Raw genomic sequence first — 19,140 nt, forward strand, 5'->3', positions numbered from 1 at the left:
GGTAGAAAATGTGATGAAAGAATTTTATATTTTTATTCTATCAATATCTCAAAGCTTGTCATTCTGAAAGAATCTAAACAAAGGATTATTAATATTTTTTAGTAGCCCATTAAACTACATTAAGCTTTTGAGCAGGACAACTTTTTAATCAAAAAAATACCACAAACATCTGTGCAAATCCGTGTTATCAGTGATTAAATAAAAAACAAAATAACTTACACTTACCTAAATCCTCAAAGCTTTTAAAAACCCTTGAAAATTTTTTCTTAATGCCCTATACTAAAAGACTATTTTTGATCCAACTGGAATTAGCCTTCTCCAAAATTAAAATCTAAAGAAAAGAGTTTGTATACAAAAAATGCAGTTTAGATTCCTTCGGAATGACAGTAATGTATATAAATCAAATTAGTTTTAATTTTTATAATCTAAAAGTTTTTAATCTCAGAATAAGAAAATGTAGAATTAGATCTTCATCAGAATGACAAACGAAACAGTAAAGAAAAAAGAATTCTTTTACATTACTTTATTTGGGCACGATAATCTTTACCGCCAACTCCCCAACCCCAACCTTATAGGTTTTTAAAACCTATAAGGTTTATTAGAAAACCACCAGCCACCAACCTTCATCAACAACTTAGCCTAATGGGTATCACAACCTCTGTTCTCCTACTCTCACCCTTCCAGCCCTCCAACTCTCTGACTCTTTAACCCGTCGCACAATACCTATCACCCCCTCGTTTAAAATTATTGATTCAGGCTTTCAGTGACTTATGATTGTCTATGAATAAAATATGAACATTATGTTAAATAGATTTGGAAGTATGGGGTAAAAGTGATTACTTTTGCCCCACTGAAAACGAGAGTATGTCAGTAGCGCAGAGGAGCTTTAAGGAAAGCGGTTAAGATTAAAAAGAACTACTTTGTAGTATATCAGTACTATAGGAGGATAGGACAAAAAACTTTAATTTTTTAATAAAAAAAAGTTGTGAGTTTTAAAAGTTTTTGTATCTTTGCAGTCCGGTAAAACGGGAGCGCAGGAGTAGGATTGATTGAGTGGGAATGGAGAGATTAGGGTGAATTAAAAAACTTTAAAATTCTTTGTAAAAACATTTGGTCAATTAGGAAATAATTTTTACTTTTGCACACGCAAATACGGCAATGCTTAACGACAGAAAAAGGCAGCCGGGAAAGCGGAAGAAAAGAGATCATTGAAAAATAGATATAACAACCAAGTAAGGAAAAACTAAAGCGTCAAAACTTTGAGTGAGTCAGAACAAACATACAATGGAGAGTTTGATCCTGGCTCAGGATGAACGCTAGCGGGAGGCCTAACACATGCAAGCCGAGCGGTAGAGTCTCTTCGGAGACTTGAGAGCGGCGCACGGGTGCGGAACACGTGTGCAACCTGCCTTTATCAGGGAGATAGCCTTTCGAAAGGAAGATTAATACCCCATAATATATTGAGTGGCATCACTTGATATTGAAAACTACGGTGGATAGAGATGGGCACGCGCAAGATTAGATAGTTGGTAGGGTAACGGCCTACCAAGTCAATGATCTTTAGGGGGCCTGAGAGGGTGATCCCCCACACTGGTACTGAGACACGGACCAGACTCCTACGGGAGGCAGCAGTGAGGAATATTGGACAATGGGTGAGAGCCTGATCCAGCCATCCCGCGTGAAGGACGACGGCCCTATGGGTTGTAAACTTCTTTTGTATAGGGATAAACCTTTCCTCGTGAGGAAAGCTGAAGGTACTATACGAATAAGCACCGGCTAACTCCGTGCCAGCAGCCGCGGTAATACGGAGGGTGCAAGCGTTATCCGGATTTATTGGGTTTAAAGGGTCCGTAGGCGGATCTGTAAGTCAGTGGTGAAATCTCATAGCTCAACTATGAAACTGCCATTGATACTGCAGGTCTTGAGTAAGGTAGAAGTAGCTGGAATAAGTAGTGTAGCGGTGAAATGCATAGATATTACTTAGAACACCAATTGCGAAGGCAGGTTACTATGTCTTAACTGACGCTGATGGACGAAAGCGTGGGGAGCGAACAGGATTAGATACCCTGGTAGTCCACGCCGTAAACGATGCTAACTCGTTTTTGGGCTTTCGGGTTCAGAGACTAAGCGAAAGTGATAAGTTAGCCACCTGGGGAGTACGTTCGCAAGAATGAAACTCAAAGGAATTGACGGGGGCCCGCACAAGCGGTGGATTATGTGGTTTAATTCGATGATACGCGAGGAACCTTACCAAGGCTTAAATGGGAATTGATCGGTTTAGAAATAGACCTTCCTTCGGGCAATTTTCAAGGTGCTGCATGGTTGTCGTCAGCTCGTGCCGTGAGGTGTTAGGTTAAGTCCTGCAACGAGCGCAACCCCTGTCACTAGTTGCCATCATTCAGTTGGGGACTCTAGTGAGACTGCCTACGCAAGTAGAGAGGAAGGTGGGGATGACGTCAAATCATCACGGCCCTTACGCCTTGGGCCACACACGTAATACAATGGCCAGTACAGAGGGCTGCTACCAGGCGACTGGATGCTAATCTCGAAAGCTGGTCTCAGTTCGGATTGGAGTCTGCAACTCGACTCTATGAAGCTGGAATCGCTAGTAATCGCGCATCAGCCATGGCGCGGTGAATACGTTCCCGGGCCTTGTACACACCGCCCGTCAAGCCATGGAAGTCTGGGGTACCTGAAGTCGGTGACCGTAACAGGAGCTGCCTAGGGTAAAACAGGTAACTAGGGCTAAGTCGTAACAAGGTAGCCGTACCGGAAGGTGCGGCTGGAACATCTCATTTTAGAGCGTCTTTCGGGACGATAAACAAAATTAGTATCGCAAGATACAAAGTACTTACTTAAAGAGAGGCTTTAGTTTTTTATTTGGTTGATTTATATTTAAAAACATACAAAACCCACTAGAAATTAGTATAGGGATAGAGATACAAGAGCCGAGAGCCAAGAACCAAGACGAATGCAAAAGTCTTGTATCTAGCATCTAGGATCTGTTAGTCTAAAAGACAGTCTCGTAGCTCAGCTGGTTAGAGCGCTACACTGATAATGTAGAGGTCGGCAGTTCGAGCCTGCCCGAGACTACTAATTGTAAAAGACGGGAAGATATAAGATGCTAGACATCAGATTTAAAAGTCTGAGATCTGGAATCTGGAATCTGAAGTCTACTAGAGGGGGAATTAGCTCAGCTGGCTAGAGCGCCTGCCTTGCACGCAGGAGGTCAAGGGTTCGACTCCCTTATTCTCCACAGTTTTGAAGACTTAGTTTAAAAGTTACGGATGGAGCCAAAAACAACATCTGTTCATTAAGTTGACAAGAAGAATTTGATCATTGACATTAACGGTAAAGACATCACAAAGAGAAAACCGAGCACTTATAAGTGCTTGAGTAACCTAAAAATAGGAAAGAAATCGTTAAGGGCGTATGGCGGATGCCTAGGCTTTCAGAGGCGAAGAAGGACGTGGTAAGCTGCGAAAAGCTCGGGGGATTGGCACACACGAATTGATCCCGAGATGTCCGAATGGGGCAACCCGGCAGGTTGAAGACCTGTCACCTCGCAAGAGGAGCAAACCCGGAGAACTGAAACATCTAAGTACCCGGAGGAAAAGAAATCGAAGAGATTCCGTAAGTAGTGGCGAGCGAACGCGGATTAGCCCAAAAGTCTTTATATATTTAATAGAATGTACTGGAAAGTGCAGCCATAGAGGGTGATAGCCCCGTATATGAAAGGTATATATAGATGATAAATGAGTAGGGCGGGACACGTGAAATCCTGTCTGAATATGGGGGGACCATCCTCCAAGGCTAAATACTCCTGAAAGACCGATAGTGAACAAGTACTGTGAAGGAAAGGTGAAAAGCACTTCGAATAGAAGGGTGAAATAGAACCTGAAACCGTACGCCTACAAGCGGTCGGAGCCCACAAGTTGGGTGACGGCGTGCCTTTTGCATAATGAGCCTACGAGTTAATTTTACTAGCGAGGTTAAGGACTTCAGGTCCGGAGCCGGAGCGAAAGCGAGTCTGAATAGGGCGCATAGTTAGTAGGATTAGACGCGAAACCTTGTGATCTACCCATGGGCAGGTTGAAGCTCTGGTAACACAGAGTGGAGGACCGAACCGGTTGACGTTGAAAAGTCTTCGGATGACCTGTGGGTAGGGGTGAAAGGCCAATCAAACTGGGAGATAGCTCGTACTCTCCGAAATGCATTTAGGTGCAGCGTCGCAAAAAAGTTTATTAGAGGTAGAGCTACTGATTGGATGCGGGGGTTTCATCGCCTACCAATTCCTGACAAACTCCGAATGCTAATAAATGTTCTGCGGCAGTGAGGGCATGGGTGCTAAGGTCCATGTCCGAGAGGGAAAGAACCCAGACCAACAGCTAAGGTCCCCAAATATATGCTAAGTTGAAGCAACGCGGTTGAACTGCATTGACAGCTAGGATGTTGGCTTGGAAGCAGCCATTCATTTAAAGAGTGCGTAACAGCTCACTAGTCGAGCGGTTCGGCATGGATAATAATCGGGCATAAGCATATTACCGAAGCTATGGATTTATAATTAATTATATCTGGTAGGAGAGCATTCTGTTTGCGCCGAAGCAGTATCGTGAGGTATTGTGGAGCGGACAGAAAAGAAAATGTAGGCATAAGTAACGATAAAGGGGGCGAGAAACCCCCTCACCGAAAGACTAAGGTTTCCTCAGCCATGCTAATCAGCTGAGGGTTAGTCGGGACCTAACGCGAACCCGAAAGGGGTAGTGGATGGACAATGGGTTAATATTCCCATACTTGCTCACACTAAAAAGGGGACGGTTCGACGTAGCTATTGAAGACGGACGGAAGTGTCAAGGCCTAGCCTTCGGGCGAAGCTGTTATAGTGAAATCGGATCCAAGAAAAGCCGAAGTGAAGCAACCCGTACCAAAACCGACACAGGTGGTCGAGGAGAGAATCCTAAGGTGCTCGAGTGAGTCGTGGCTAAGGAACTAGGCAAAATAGTCTCGTAACTTCGGAAGAAGAGACGCCATCAGCAATGGTGGCCGCAGTGAAGAGGCCCAGGCGACTGTTTATCAAAAACACAGGACTCTGCTAAATCGAAAGATGCTGTATAGGGTCTGACACCTGCCCGGTGCTGGAAGGTTAAGGAAGGGCGTTAGCAGCAATGCGAAGCGTTTGACTGAAGCCCCAGTAAACGGCGGCCGTAACTATAACGGTCCTAAGGTAGCGAAATTCCTTGTCGGGTAAGTTCCGACCTGCACGAATGGTGTAACGATCTGGGCACTGTCTCAGCCACGAGCTCGGTGAAATTGTAGTATCGGTGAAGATGCCGATTACCCGCAATGGGACGAAAAGACCCTGTGAACCTTTACTATAACTTCGTATTGACTTTGAGTAAGTAATGTGTAGGATAGGTGGGAGGCTTTGAAGCATGCACGCTAGTGTGTGTGGAGCCAACGTTGAAATACCACCCTTTACTTACTTGGAGCCTAACTTCTTTTAGAAGGACATTGCGTGGTGGGTAGTTTGACTGGGGTGGTCGCCTCCAAAAGAGTAACGGAGGCTTTCAAAGGTACCCTCAGCACGCTTGGTAACCGTGCGTAGAGTGTAATGGCATAAGGGTGCTTGACTGTGAGACCTACAAGTCGATCAGGTGCGAAAGCAGGACATAGTGATCCGGTGGTTCCGTATGGAAGGGCCATCGCTCATAGGATAAAAGGTACTCCGGGGATAACAGGCTAGTCTCCCCCAAGAGCTCACATCGACGGGGAGGTTCGGCACCTCGATGTCGGCTCGTCACATCCTGGGGCTGGAGAAGGTCCCAAGGGTTGGGCTGTTCGCCCATTAAAGTGGCACGCGAGCTGGGTTCAGAACGTCGTGAGACAGTTCGGTCTCTATCTATTGCGGGCGTTAGATGTTTGAGAGGGCTTGATTCTAGTACGAGAGGACCGAATTGAACAAACCTCTGGTGTATCAGTTGTACCGCCAGGTGCACCGCTGAGTAGCTACGTTTGGAAGAGATAAACACTGAAAGCATATAAGTGTGAAACTCGCCTCAAGATGAGACATCTTTTAAGGGTCGTTGGAGATGACAACGTTGATAGGCTACAGGTGTAAAGTTGGTAACAGCATAGCCGAGTAGTACTAATTACCCGTAGATTTATAGCCTATTGGTTACTATAAAACAAGCCTTATAAGTGCAACCAAGGTTTTGTCTTTGTGAAAGTTTTTATCGATTAAAACAGATGTCAGATAGAAGACATCAGATTTAAGACCATTAAAAGTCTGAAATCTGAAATCTCACCTCTGATATCTTATATACAACCTTTAGGGTGGTTTTAGCGGTGGGGCTCACCTGTTCCCATTCCGAACACAGAAGTTAAGCCCACCAGCGCCGATGGTACTGCGAAAGCGGGAGAGTAGGTCGCCGCCGGTTTTTATTTAAAACTCCTTCATCAATCGATGAAGGAGTTTTTTTATGCCCAAAAAGCAAAAAACTACAAACGCTAAAATCAAAAACAAAAGAATAAACAAAAGTCTCATACATAAATGTGTATGAGACTTTTTTCGTTTTATACCATAACAACTCCATACCCCAAAAAAAATAGATGAGTAATAAGCAATGGTAATTAATAATTTTGCTAGATGCTAGATGCTAGATGCTAGATGCTAGATGCTAGATGCTAGATGCTAGATGCTAGATGCTAGATGCTAGATGCTAGATGCTAGATGCTAAATGCTAAATGCGGGGAGCTCCGGAGGAGCGATCTGTTAATAGCCCAGATTATATGTTTGGATTATGAGCCCTGTAAGGGCGGCCTGTCGAAGTAAAACAATCTTAAACCCCTTTAACTTTCATACTCTCTTTGTCATCCTGGAAGGATCTAAAATCTTCTTTAATAGGAAATCTTCATTATACATTTTACGAACAATGAGCTTTTATTTACATTTAAAAATCTGCTTAATCACCAATCTGCGAGAGATCATTCTTCATTCTTAATTACCATTTATATATTATCGTCTTGTGTTACCTGGCTAAGTTTACACCTTTGTTTACCTTTTATATTTAAAATTAAATTATTCTTTGTCTTGCTTTGCGTTAAAAAATCCAAATAACCAAAAAAACTGTTCATTATCTTCCGCTCCTTTATTTTTGCTAAATGCTAAATGCTAAATGCTAAATGCTAAATGCTAAATGCTAAATGCTAAATGCTAAATGCTAAATGCGGGGAGCTCCGGAGGAGCGACCTGTTAATAGCCCAGATTATATGTTTGGATGTATGAGCCCTGTAAGGGCGGCCTGTAACTACAAAGATATTAATGTAGTATAGAAATATTTAAAAATCATCCATTGTTAGATACCGGAAGAAACTTAAGAGGTTTGAGGTTCTTGTGCTTATGGGAGCTACTTTGAAACCACTCCCGTCAAAAATATTTGAATTTTTTGCCACCCTCCAGAGGAGGGGAATTTAATGCTGTTAATGATAATGTTGTAAATGGTTTGATTGATAAAGCGGGGATTGTTTCACAACTTCTATTGCCTGAATTGCAGGAAGACCCTAGCCCAGATAGGAGCGGTTACCCCGCAACTGGATGTAGGAGAGTTGGAGGACATGTAACAGAAAAGCAATGGCGTGAGGAGTATGAGCGGATAGCTGGAAATAGCTCCTAATTATTTTACGAAAATTGTTTGGTTAATAGACATTGATAGATAAAATCTCTGGAAACTTTTTATTTTATGTTGTAACTTTATCTTATGAAAGAGCATATTGTGAGAGGGTTCAGGTTTGAAACTTATAAAGCACCGGAATTGTCCGTATTTGATCGGTTGCTGGAGATTTTTACGGATCTGTTGACCCATACTTCAGGAGATTTTGATGAAGCGATAGACTGGCTTCGAATGCTTGATGATGAATACAAACTTACTACACCAGAATATACTATAGATGATTTTATCGAAGATCTTAAGAGAAAGAGATATATCCGCGAGGAAATAGATCCCAATGGAAACGGGAGTAGCGTACAGTTGAGTGCAAAAATGGAACAAAATATCCGTAAACAGGCTCTTAAACAGATCTTCGGAAATCTCGAGAAAAGTGGAAGTGGAAATCATAAGACCAATAAAAGCGGTACAGGCGAAGATACAACGGGGGAATTCCGTAATTATAGTTTTGGAGATCCTGTTGAGAAAATTTCTATTACTGAAAGCCTTAAAAATGCACAGATCAACAATGGTATCGGTGATTTTCATCTTACTGAAGATGATTTAATTGTTGAAGACAGTATTCACCAATCTCAGATGAGTACGGTTCTCATGATAGACATCAGCCACAGTATGATTTTGTATGGAGAAGACCGTATTACTCCTGCCAAAAAAGTCGCAATGGCGCTTGCAGAACTAATTACTACCCGTTATCCGAAAGATACTTTGGATATTATTGTTTTTGGAGATGATGCGTGGCCGGTTAAGATTCAGGAGCTTCCTTATTTGCAGGTCGGGCCGTATCACACCAATACGGTTGCAGGTCTTCAGCTGGCGATGGATATATTGCGAAGAAAACGGAATACCAATAAACAGATCTTCATGATTACTGATGGAAAACCAAGCTGTGTACGACAGGCAGATGGTTCTTATTACATGAATTCTTTTGGTTTGGACGAATATGTGGTTCAAAAATGTTACAATATGGCGGCTCAGGCTCGCAGATTGCATATTCCCATCACTACTTTTATGATTGCTCAGGATGCTTATCTTCAACAGTTTGTGAGAGAATTTACAGAAGCCAATCAGGGAAAAGCTTTTTATACGGGACTTAACGGTTTAGGTCAAATGATTTTTGAAGATTACGAGACTAACCGTAAAAAAAGAATCCGTTAAATCAATTTTTAAACAATTAGGCACTAATAATATTCTAATAAATTATAAATCAGATATTAAAATTAATAAAATGACTGCAAAGCCAGATATAAAAACATTAGGTTCGTTAAAAGCAACAGAATATAAATCTAAAAATATCAAAGATGAGTTAAGAGATAATTTAAGAAATAAAATTTTTAAAAAAGAGCCTGTTTTTGAAGGGATTTTTGGGTATGAAAATACAGTTATTCCTCAATTGGAACACGCTATTCTCAGCCGTCATAATATCAACTTACTAGGTCTTCGAGGCCAGGCGAAAACCCGATTGGCAAGAATGATGACTGCTTTATTAGATGAATGGATTCCATTTGTCGCAGGAAGTGAAATTAACGATGATCCTTTCAATCCAATCTCACGCTATGCCAAAGAACTTATTGAAAAAGAAGGAGATAATACACCAGTTGAATGGTTGCACCGCGATGACAGATTCTTTGAAAAATTGGCGACTCCGGATGTGACGGTTGCAGATCTTATCGGTGATGTCGATCCTATTAAAGCTGCTAATCTTAAACTTTCTTATGCGGATGATCGTGTGATACATTTCGGAATGATTCCGCGTGCTAACCGATGTATTTTTGTGATTAATGAATTGCCGGACCTTCAGGCTCGTATACAGGTTTCGTTATTTAATATTTTGCAGGAAGGTGATGTTCAAATCCGTGGTTTTAAAGTGAGAATGCCTTTAGACATACAGTTTGTTTTCACTGCTAATCCAGAAGATTATACGAACAGAGGAAGCATTGTCACTCCTTTAAAAGACCGTATCGGATCACAAATTCTTACCCATTATCCTGAAAATATTCATGTTGCAAAAGAAATCACGAAGTATGAATCTAGGTTGGATAACCGGCAAACAGAAACCATTTATATTCCTTCTTTAGCCAAAGATCTTTTGGAACAGATTGGTTTTGAGGCTCGTGAAAGTGAATATGTAGATTCCAAAAGTGGGGTAAGTGCCCGTATGAGTATTACTGCCTTTGAAAATTTACTGAGTACGGCGGAACGTAGAGCTTTGTTGACAGGGGAAGAAAAAACTTCTGTAAGATTAAGTGATTTTGTAGGGATTATCCCGGCAATTACCGGAAAAGTTGAGCTGGTGTATGAAGGCGAACAGGAAGGTGCAGAAGCTGTAGCTCAGATGTTGATTGATAATGCAATCAGAAGTTTATTTACCGTTCATTTCCCAAAAGTTGAAAAATTGGAGAAAAAGGGTGTCGAAGGTCCATTCCAACAAATTACTGACTGGTTTCTTGAGGATGATGGCTTTCTAGAAATTACCGACGAATCTCCCGATGAAAGCTACGCAAAAGCGCTTAACCGTATTAATCCGCTTAATGATCTTATTGAAAAATATCAGCCAGATACAAAACCGGAAGATATTTTATTCTTAAAAGAGTTTATTCTCTGGGGACTGGCCGTTAATAAAAAATTGAATAAAGAAAGGTTCCGAACAGGTGTTTTCTTTTCTTAATTTTAATCTTATTTGAAGCTTTTTCCCGCTTTCCGCACTCGCTATTTTCAGGTTTCGGCGGGGCGGAGCCCCGCCGAAACCTGAAAATGAGCTCAAACAATTGCTACAATCGGGGCTAGGGTTGCAGTCGGTGATTTAAATATTTGTAAATTATCCACAAAATTGTCATCCTAGAAGGATCCAGTGGTGAACCTTTCTGATGACAAAGTGGAAGATTTTTTGAAAATAAAAAAAGATGTGGAAAACTAATTCCACATCTTTTTATTTTATATAATTAATACATCATCAAACCTGAATAACTCCCAAATTAAATTTCTCAGTAATAGGCGAATTGTTAGCAGCTTCAATACCCATAGAAATCCATTTTCTAGTATCTACAGGATTTATGATTGCATCTGTCCACAATCTAGCTGCTGCATAAGTGGATTCCGTTTGTTTCTGATATTTTTTTGAAATTGAATCTAAAATTTCATTATGCTCCTCTTCCGTGATCTCTTTTCCTTGTTTTTTCAAGGTTGATTCCTGAATTTGTGCTAAAACTTTTGCCGCCTGAGATCCACCCATTACAGCCAAATCAGCCCACGGCCAGGCAACGATTAATCTCGGATCGTAAGCTTTTCCGCACATTGCATAATTTCCTGCGCCGTAAGAGTTTCCTGTGATAATAGTGAATTTTGGAACAACAGAATTGGAAACCGCATTTACCATTTTTGCTCCGTCTTTAATAATTCCTCCATGTTCAGATTTTGAGCCCACCATGAAACCAGTTACATCCTGTAAAAAGACCAAAGGTATTTTTCTTTGATTACAATTGGCAATAAATCGGGTTGCTTTATCCGCTGAGTCAGAATAAATTACCCCGCCAAACTGCATTTCACCCTTACCGCTTTTTACCAATTTCCTTTGATTGGCAACAATTCCCACAGACCATCCGTCAATTCTGGCAGTTGCACAAATAATGGTTTTACCATAATCCGACTTATATTCTTCATATTCAGAATTGTCTACAAGACATTTGATAATATCTAAAGTATCATATTGATCAGCTCTGGAAACAGGAACGATTCCGAAAATATTCTCTGGGTTTTCTTTTGGCGGAAAGCTTTCAATTCTGTCAAAGCCTGCTTTTTCAGTACTTCCGATAGATTTCATTATATTTTTGATTCTATCTAAAGCATCTTTGTCATCTTTAGCTTTATAATCCGTAACTCCGGAAATCGAGCAGTGAGTCGTTGCACCACCTAAAGTTTCATTATCAATACTTTCTCCAATGGCAGCCTTCACCAAATAGCTTCCTGCAAGGAAAATAGAACCTGTTTTATCAACAATCATCGCTTCATCGCTCATGATCGGGAGGTAAGCACCACCGGCAACACAACTGCCCATTACAGCGGAAATCTGGATGATTCCTGCAGCGCTCATTTTAGCATTATTTCTGAAAATACGTCCGAACATTTCCTTATCGGGGAAAATCTCATCTTGCATTGGCAAATAAACTCCGGCGGAATCAACTAAATAAATGATGGGAAGCCTGTTTTCCATGGCAATTTCCTGTGCTCTCAGATTTTTCTTTCCTGTGATCGGAAACCAAGCTCCGGCTTTTACGGAAGCATCATTGGCAACAACGATACATTGTCTTCCGGAAACGTAACCGATGACTACAACAACGCCGCCACTTGGGCAACCGCCGTGCTCTTCATACATTTCATATCCTGCAAATGCACCAATTTCTATGGATTCAGAATTTTTGTCAAGAAGATAATCAATTCTTTCTCTTGCTGTCATTTTTCCCTCTTCACGAAGCTTCTGAAGTCTCTTTTCTCCGCCACCTTTTTTAATATTGGCGAGTAAACGATTTATTTCTGATAACTTTAATCTGTTTTGATCTTCTCGTTTGTTGAATTCAATGTCCATAAATTTCAATTTTTTCCGCTTAAAGATACTATTTTTCAGAGGATTTTAAATTGATTTAAAACAGATGTTTAATTTGTTGGTACTCAGAAATTTGTGAAATATTTAACATAAAAATATTTTTAAATAATTGATATTTTTTCTAACTTTACATCAGAGTAATAGGGATATAGTCTCTATTAATACTCTAAGTTCCTAGTTTATTTTTTTAATAGTTTATTATTTGAAGGCCCTGAAAGTTGAACAAATTTTCAGGGTTTTTTGTTGTATTTTATTTTAAAGCTAAGAAATGATTAATTTTATTTTTAAAATAGTTTTCGAAAAGAAAATTTCTTCAAAAAATTGATAAGTTTAAGACAAAATTTTTGCGGGATTTGTAAATGCTATTTGTAAATTTGCAAAAATTCAAAGTAGTAGAATATGCATAAATTAGCTCTTTTCAGATTGCATTTGATTGTGTTTTTATGGGGATTTACGGCAATCTTGGGAAAACTGATTCATGCTAATGCCCAGATCCTGGTTTTTTACAGAATGTTGTTTGCTGCGATCTGTCTTTTCATCTACATCAGGATTTTCAAAAAGGACAGTATCAAGGTTTCAAAAAAAATCTTTTTTCAGTTGGCTGCCATTGGTTTTTCCATGGCGCTTCATTGGTATTGTTTTTTTCATTCCATCAAAGTTTCCAATGTTTCGATTGCTTTGAGCTGCCTTTCTTTATCTACATTATTTGCTTCCATTTTAGAACCTGTCATTTTCAAACGTAAAATAGATATTTCGGAAGTCGTCATGGGAGTAGTGATTGTGGCATGTATTTTATTGATATTCAAAACAGAGTTTAGATTTAAGGAAGGGATCCTTTATGGGGTTCTTTGTGCTGTTTTCGGGACCATATTTTCTGTTTTTAATGGAAAGATGTTTGGCAAGACAAGTTCGGGGAACATTATTTTTTATGAAATTTTCTCCGGATGGTTCATTTTAATGGTCATTTATTTGTTCACGGGACAAATTTTTCACATGGATGAAATAAGTTACCGAGATATTGCGTTAATATGCTTATTGGCAAGTGTTTTCACGGCTTTTCCGATGTTGGAATCTGTAAACCTGATGAAATATATTTCGCCTTTTACACTAATTTTAACAGTTAATTTAGAACCGGTTTACGGAATTATACTAGCTTTTTTTATCTTTGGGGAATCAGAACACATGAGCCCGATTTTTTACATCGCCTCAGGGGTTATGATACTGGCAATCATTGCCAACGGATTAATAAAAGCTAAAAAACAAAAAACTTTAAATTAAGCATCAATTTATATGATGAAAAAATATCTTTTACTTGTATTTTCCCTGTTATTTGGGATGTCCCAATCTCAGATTATCAGAAAATATTCCAATGAATTCCTGAATATCGGAGCGGGAGCCAGAGGTCTGGCAATGGGAGGAGCTGTAGTTTCCAACCAGGATGACGTCTATTCTCCGATGTGGAACCCCGCAGGGTTGATGGCTATCGAAAAAGACTGGCAGGGAGCAGCAATGCACGCAGAATATTTCGAGTCTATTGCAAAATATGATTATCTGGCCTATGCGAAAGTTCTGGAAACAGGAGTTTTCGGAGTTTCTATAGTGAGACTTGGGGTTGATAATATTTTGAATACAACCCAGTTGATTGATACTGAAGGGAATATTGATTATGATAAAATCACGAAATTCTCACAGTCTGATTATGCTGCCATACTTTCTTATGCTTTTAATCCCGGTGGAAATACGAAGCTGGATGTAGGTATTAATGCTAAAATTGTTTACAGGAACGTAGGTAAATTTGCCAATGGATATGGTTTTGGTTTTGATATTGGAGCCATTTATAAATTGGATAACGGATGGAAATTGGGAGGTATGTTGAGAGATGCCACAACTACAGTCAACTTTTGGAGCGTTAATCAGAAAGAACTTTCAACGATTGTAAATGGGGAAGAATTCAACCCGGCTCCAAAAGATAAAATGGAATTAACCATGCCTAAACTGAATGTAGGGGCTAGTAAAATATTTGAGATCAACAGCAGCGTGTATGTTTTACCGGAAGCCGGAATTAATGTTGATTTTGCAAAAACAGCAGCACTTATTTCAACCGATTTCGCAAGTATTACACCATACGCCGGTGCAGAATTAGGTTATCAGAAAATGATTTTTGTGAGATTAGGGGTAAACAGATTCCAATCTATTACAGATATTGAAGACCTTAAAAGAAAGGTTTCTTTCCAGCCAAGCGCGGGGATCGGGATCAGATACAGAGGTCTTACGTTGGATTATGCGATTACCAATTCAGGAATTGGTGGATCGAATTTCTATTCTAATTTCTTTTCGTTGAAGTTGGATATGGGGCAGTTTAGAAACGATTAAAATTAAAACTACATGAAAAAACTTTCAGTACTATTATTAGCCGCTTGTTCAATAGTTACTTTTGGACAAAAGGTTTCAGATTATAAATATATTTCAATTCCTGCAAAGTTTGAGACTTTTAAGGAGCCGTTCGATTTGGATATTTCTTTAACAAAGGCTTTAAAAGGAAAAAAATATATGGTACTTCAGGCAGATAGAGATCAATGGCCATTAGAAGCAAAAGTAAATTCCTGCAGCGTTTTAAATGCAGACCTCAAGGACGATAGCGGTTTTCTGAGAAATAAAGTGATTTTAGAATTTAAGGATTGTCATGGCAAAGTTGTTCAGGCTATTAAAGGTGGTTCAAGTATTAAGGACTTCAAGGAAGGATTTAATGATGCTTTGAAACAGACTTTTCCAGGTATTCCTGTTTCTAATCCAACCGAATTACCAGTACAGGCGCAAACACAAACACAAACTCAGGAAACGACTGTAAATAATACACAAACATTTACAACAACGGCTTCTGCGGCTGATAACAACGCTGTAAAATTCAGTAATGGGAAAATGGATGTGCAGAGAATACAGATTGACAACAATCAGTTTATTTTGGTTAATTCCAACAGTTCATCTCCATTCGCGACTTTTAAACCCACGACAAAAAGCGATGTTTTCAGAGTGAAATTACAAAACGGAGATTCTACATTAGGATACTTTGAAAATGGAAATATTGTTATCGAAATTCCACAGTCTAATGGAGAATACGCTAAAGAAATATTTTTGAAGAAATAAAATAATTTAAAACTTAAATAATAAAAAGTCCTCGCATTGAGGACTTTTTTTATTAAATAAATATGAAGAAGATTCTTATTTCTTAATAAACTTTACAGTTTGATTTTCTTTACTGCCTTTTATTTTTGCAGTATATGTTCCGGGAACAAGCTCGGATAATTTTACAGAAGCAGTATTGTTATTATTTGAAACAGTTTTAATTAATTTTCCGTTAGCATCATAGATTTCTACAGATTGAATTGTGTTTTTACCCTCGATATTTAAAACGTCAGAAACAGGATTTGGATAGACTTTAGCAGTAGATTTTGTAACTTCAGAAGTTGCCAAAGCTCCTACAATATTAGCCGTATAATCTGTCCATGTTCCGTATGCATAAGTTCCACATGCTGATTGTGCAGGATTTCCGTCCCCAGCATTTGCCAGACGGTTCCAGATTCTCATTCTGTAGGCTCCCGCCATTACAGAAGTAGGAACTGTAAATGTTCCGCTGTAAACTTGTGTTGAATTGGCAATATAGCCCGGTAAAAATAAAGCTTCTCCCGCATCATCAAAATCACCGTCTTTATTGAAGTCAATAGCCATTCCGCAAGCGATCCATCCAATTGTTGTAACATTGATGTCATAAGTGGCACCTGCTGTCAGATTCATGCTTACCGCAGTTCTGTCCCTTCCGCTCGTACAGGTTCCTGCCGCAAAGGTATTGTCGAAAGTGGCCTGTGGAATGGTAACCTGAGTAATCCTCCAGCTGGAACATCCGCTTGGATAGGTCGGGTTGCAATAGGTTTGTGCAGAAAAAAAGTTAGCAAATGCAGATGTAAAGAATAATGCAAAGAATTTTGCGAAAACGTAGTTATTTTTCATATAGTTAAAGTTTATGATACTAAAATATGAAAAAAATACTTAAAATGAAACTTTATATTAAATTAAATAAAGATTGCGCAGATAGTTTGATAAATTAAATTGTTTAGAATGAAAATGAAATCATTTTAATTATTATTAAAAAAATCATGAACAATTTTCGCTTTACTTTTACCTAAAATCTCTTCCAAAGTCTCCAGATTTGATTCTTTGATGCGTTTTACAGATTTTAATTTAGATAAAAGCAATTCAATCGTTTTTCCACCAACACCCGGAATTTCTTCCAATTCTGACTTTATAGTTGAATTTTTTCTTCTTGTTCTGTGATGTTTTACCCCAAAACGGTGCGCCTCATCTCTTACTCTTTGTAAAATTTTAAGTGTTTCGGATTTTTTATCTAGATATAAAGGAATAGGATCTTCCGGAAAGAAAATTTCTTCCAGCCTTTTTGCAATTCCTACAATGGTAATTTTTCCGTAAAGTCCTAATAAACGTAAACTTTTTACAGCAGAAGAAAGTTGACCTTTTCCACCATCAATCAGAATCAATTGCGGTAAATTTTCCCCCTCATCCAACATTCTTTTGTAACGACGATAAATTACTTCTTCCATCGTGGCAAAATCATTCGGGCCTTCCACAGTTTTTGGGTGAAAGATTCTGTAATCGGACTTGCTGGGCTTTCCGTCTCTGAATACAACACAAGCGGAAACAGGATTTGTCCCCTGTATATTCGAGTTGTCAAAACCTTCAATATGTCTTGGTTCCACAGGCATTCTCAACAGCTTTTGCATCTCCGCCATGATTCTGTTCGTATGTCTTTCCGGATCAACGATCTGCACCTGTTTTAATTTTTCCAAACGGTATTCCTTCGCGTTTTTCTCAGACAGTTCAACAATACGTTTTTTGTCCCCGACTTTCGGGACGATCAGCTTTACATTAGGGATTTCAACAGATAAATGGAACGGTAAAAGCACTTCTTTTGAGTCAGAACTGAATTTTTGACGGATTTCAATCAAAGCCTCTTCCATGATTTCCTCGTCGCTTTCTTCAAGGATTTTTTTAATCTCAGTTGTGAAACTCTGGATAATATTTCCATTTCTTATTTTAAAGAAATTCACATAAGCTGCCGTTTCATCACTTGTCATCCCGAAAACATCCACATCATCAATATTTGGATTTACAACAGTGTTTTTGGCCTGATAATCTTCCAGTATATCCAATCTTTCCTTAATAATCTGAGCATTTTCAAACTGAAGATTTGTAGCGTGTTTCATCATCTGATTGATGAGATAATCTTTTGCTTTACGGAAATCTCCTTTGATAATTCCACGGATAGCGTCAATTTTTTCATCATAATCCTGCTTGCTTTCCAAACCTTCACATGGCCCTTCACAATTTTTAATATGATATTCCAGACAAACTTTATATTTTCCTTCGTCAATTTTATTGGGAGCAAGATTTAAATTACAAGTCCTTAATTTGTAAATATGTTTAATGGTGTCGAGAAGAATTTTTGCAGGACGCACTTTCGCATAAGGCCCATAATATTCCGAACCGTCTTTTATCACGGTTCTCGTTAAAAATATTCTAGGAAAAGCTTCATTTTTAATACAGATCCAGGGATATGTTTTGTCATCTTTCAACATGACATTATAAAATGGCTGATGTTCTTTGATCAGATTGTTTTCCAATAAAAGAGCGTCATATTCACTGTTTACAATGGTTGTTTCCAGCCGCTGGATTTTCCCGACCATTATTCTGGTACGGTAACCCGGAAGGTTTTTGTTGAAATAAGACAGAACCCTTTTCTTTAAATTTTTCGCTTTTCCTACATATAAAAGCTGATCATTTTTATCATAATAACGATAAACACCGGGCTCGGAAGGTAAAGTTTTGAGTTGTAATTCTAAAGAAGGATTCATATAACAAAAATAAGGAATTTAAATGCACAAAAAAAGCCGTAGAAATTCTACAGCTTTAAATATTTATGTTAAAATTATTTATCCGTTCGTCAATTGAGTATATTCACTAACAAGGAAGCTGAAATAATCCCATTCCACAGAGTTTTTAGGATATTTTTTCATGAATTCAGCATTATCCCCAAAAAGAAAATCATAATTGTCTTCAAAATCATCTTTGTGAAGCCACATTACTTTATCTCCTTTTTTTACATAAAAAGACTTGATCACACCACCACCTAATTGAGGGCCATAACCAAATGAAACTCCGCCGGTTTCTTTCGCTCTAGGATCATGATAAACAGAAATAATATTATCAAATCCAGGGTTGATCACCTGCATTAAAAATTCTTGGTCGTCTTTCTTGTTTTTCAGAGAAACGGTCTGATTGACAAAATGAATACGTCCGTTGGTCGTACTTTTATTTAAACTTTTTGTCCCGATGCTTCTGATGTTTCCCATATACTTTGCCACTTTTGCAAATTTCTCTGCATTACTTGGATAAACATACATTTCACCGATTTGATCAGCATTGAAAACCATACTTTTTTTAGAAATACTGTCTTTAAGTGATACTTCGAAAATTTGCCCTTTTTTGGTATCGATTTTATTACAGAAACCTTTGTGTTCGCTTCCGTCTTTTAAAATTATCGTGGAAGTTTTCTTTGGGGATGGAGTATTGAAACCTTCATTAAAAAGGTATTGTTCCATTTTTTTTATTTCTTCTTTGGAATACTTTACTTTCTGCGCGAAAGAAGCTGTGCTTACAAGAAACAATGCAAGCAATAATGTTTTAAGTTTCATAAGGTATTAATTTTATTTGGCGGTAAAAATAGTAATTAATTTGATTCTTTCAGAA

Annotated in this window: 9 protein-coding genes, 2 tRNA genes and 3 rRNA genes; 10 read left to right on the plus strand and 4 right to left on the minus strand. The window is 38.8% G+C overall.

The window, feature by feature from the left end:
* Positions 1 to 1,281: 1,281 nt before the first annotated feature.
* From ATE47_RS00010 to ATE47_RS00045, 7 genes are all read left to right on the plus strand, one after another.
* Positions 1,282 to 2,798: ribosomal RNA gene (locus ATE47_RS00010) — 16S ribosomal RNA — on the plus strand.
* A 221-nt stretch (positions 2,799 to 3,019) separates the two neighbouring features.
* Positions 3,020 to 3,093: transfer RNA gene (locus ATE47_RS00015), tRNA-Ile, on the plus strand.
* Between the two features lie 89 nt (positions 3,094 to 3,182).
* Positions 3,183 to 3,256: transfer RNA gene (locus ATE47_RS00020), tRNA-Ala, on the plus strand.
* 156 nt (positions 3,257 to 3,412) lie between these two features.
* A 23S ribosomal RNA gene (locus ATE47_RS00025) occupies positions 3,413 to 6,169 on the plus strand.
* A gap of 160 nt (positions 6,170 to 6,329) precedes the next feature.
* Positions 6,330 to 6,437, plus strand: a 5S ribosomal RNA gene (rrf, locus tag ATE47_RS00030).
* The 16S, 23S and 5S rRNA genes sit together here with 2 tRNA genes alongside, the layout of an rRNA operon.
* A gap of 1,320 nt (positions 6,438 to 7,757) precedes the next feature.
* The gene (locus ATE47_RS00040) at positions 7,758 to 8,879 is read left to right on the plus strand and encodes a vWA domain-containing protein (RefSeq protein WP_062160041.1); all 1,122 of its coding nucleotides are present in this window, start codon (positions 7,758 to 7,760) and stop codon (positions 8,877 to 8,879) included.
* Between the two features lie 70 nt (positions 8,880 to 8,949).
* Entirely contained in the window at positions 8,950 to 10,389 is a 1,440-nt protein-coding gene (locus ATE47_RS00045) for an AAA family ATPase (protein ID WP_062163384.1), read from the plus strand.
* Between the two features lie 285 nt (positions 10,390 to 10,674).
* Here the strand turns inward: ATE47_RS00045 and ATE47_RS00050 are convergent, their stop codons facing one another.
* Positions 10,675 to 12,303: an acyl-CoA carboxylase subunit beta gene (locus ATE47_RS00050; protein WP_062160042.1), complete on the minus strand. Its 1,629-nt coding sequence runs from the start codon at positions 12,301 to 12,303 to the stop codon at positions 10,675 to 10,677.
* 417 nt (positions 12,304 to 12,720) lie between these two features.
* Here ATE47_RS00050 and ATE47_RS00055 point away from each other — a divergent pair, with 417 nt between their 5' ends.
* The 3 genes from ATE47_RS00055 to ATE47_RS00065 are packed head-to-tail and all read left to right on the plus strand — an operon-like array spanning position 12,721 to position 15,465.
* Positions 12,721 to 13,599: a DMT family transporter gene (locus ATE47_RS00055; protein ID WP_062160043.1), complete on the plus strand. Its 879-nt coding sequence runs from the start codon at positions 12,721 to 12,723 to the stop codon at positions 13,597 to 13,599.
* Positions 13,600 to 13,611: 12 nt separating this feature from the next.
* Positions 13,612 to 14,694: a PorV/PorQ family protein gene (locus ATE47_RS00060; protein WP_062160044.1), complete on the plus strand. Its 1,083-nt coding sequence runs from the start codon at positions 13,612 to 13,614 to the stop codon at positions 14,692 to 14,694.
* A gap of 12 nt (positions 14,695 to 14,706) precedes the next feature.
* Complete coding sequence (locus tag ATE47_RS00065) at positions 14,707 to 15,465, plus strand: hypothetical protein (protein WP_062160045.1); 759 nt, start codon at positions 14,707 to 14,709, stop codon at positions 15,463 to 15,465.
* 75 nt (positions 15,466 to 15,540) lie between these two features.
* Here the strand turns inward: ATE47_RS00065 and ATE47_RS00070 are convergent, their stop codons facing one another.
* The 3 genes from ATE47_RS00070 to ATE47_RS00080 all read right to left on the minus strand — a co-directional run bounded on the left by ATE47_RS00070 (position 15,541) and on the right by ATE47_RS00080 (position 19,085).
* Positions 15,541 to 16,326 (minus strand): T9SS type A sorting domain-containing protein, encoded by a 786-nt coding sequence (locus ATE47_RS00070; RefSeq protein ID WP_062160046.1) that lies wholly within the window; start codon positions 16,324 to 16,326, stop codon positions 15,541 to 15,543.
* 125 nt (positions 16,327 to 16,451) lie between these two features.
* Entirely contained in the window at positions 16,452 to 18,245 is a 1,794-nt protein-coding gene (uvrC, locus tag ATE47_RS00075; protein ID WP_062160047.1) for an excinuclease ABC subunit UvrC, read from the minus strand.
* 78 nt (positions 18,246 to 18,323) lie between these two features.
* On the minus strand, positions 18,324 to 19,085 hold the full coding sequence (locus tag ATE47_RS00080; RefSeq protein WP_062160048.1) for a hypothetical protein: 762 nt from the start codon (positions 19,083 to 19,085) through the stop codon (positions 18,324 to 18,326).
* Positions 19,086 to 19,140 lie beyond the last annotated feature (55 nt).

Origin of the sequence: Chryseobacterium sp. IHB B 17019 (assembly GCF_001456155.1) — a bacterium.
Taxonomy (GTDB): domain Bacteria; phylum Bacteroidota; class Bacteroidia; order Flavobacteriales; family Weeksellaceae; genus Chryseobacterium.

Excerpts from the sequence above, each read along its gene's own strand:
- ATE47_RS00040 (WP_062160041.1), top strand. The coding sequence starts at position 7,758 with ATGAAAGAGCATATTGTGAGAGGGTTCAGGTTTGAAACTTATAAAGCA.
- ATE47_RS00045 (WP_062163384.1), top strand. The coding sequence starts at position 8,950 with ATGACTGCAAAGCCAGATATAAAAACATTAGGTTCGTTAAAAGCAACA.
- ATE47_RS00050 (WP_062160042.1), bottom strand. The coding sequence starts at position 12,303 with ATGGACATTGAATTCAACAAACGAGAAGATCAAAACAGATTAAAGTTA.
- ATE47_RS00055 (WP_062160043.1), top strand. The coding sequence starts at position 12,721 with ATGCATAAATTAGCTCTTTTCAGATTGCATTTGATTGTGTTTTTATGG.
- ATE47_RS00060 (WP_062160044.1), top strand. The coding sequence starts at position 13,612 with ATGATGAAAAAATATCTTTTACTTGTATTTTCCCTGTTATTTGGGATG.
- ATE47_RS00065 (WP_062160045.1), top strand. The coding sequence starts at position 14,707 with ATGAAAAAACTTTCAGTACTATTATTAGCCGCTTGTTCAATAGTTACT.
- ATE47_RS00070 (WP_062160046.1), bottom strand. The coding sequence starts at position 16,326 with ATGAAAAATAACTACGTTTTCGCAAAATTCTTTGCATTATTCTTTACA.
- uvrC (WP_062160047.1), bottom strand. The coding sequence starts at position 18,245 with ATGAATCCTTCTTTAGAATTACAACTCAAAACTTTACCTTCCGAGCCC.
- ATE47_RS00080 (WP_062160048.1), bottom strand. The coding sequence starts at position 19,085 with ATGAAACTTAAAACATTATTGCTTGCATTGTTTCTTGTAAGCACAGCT.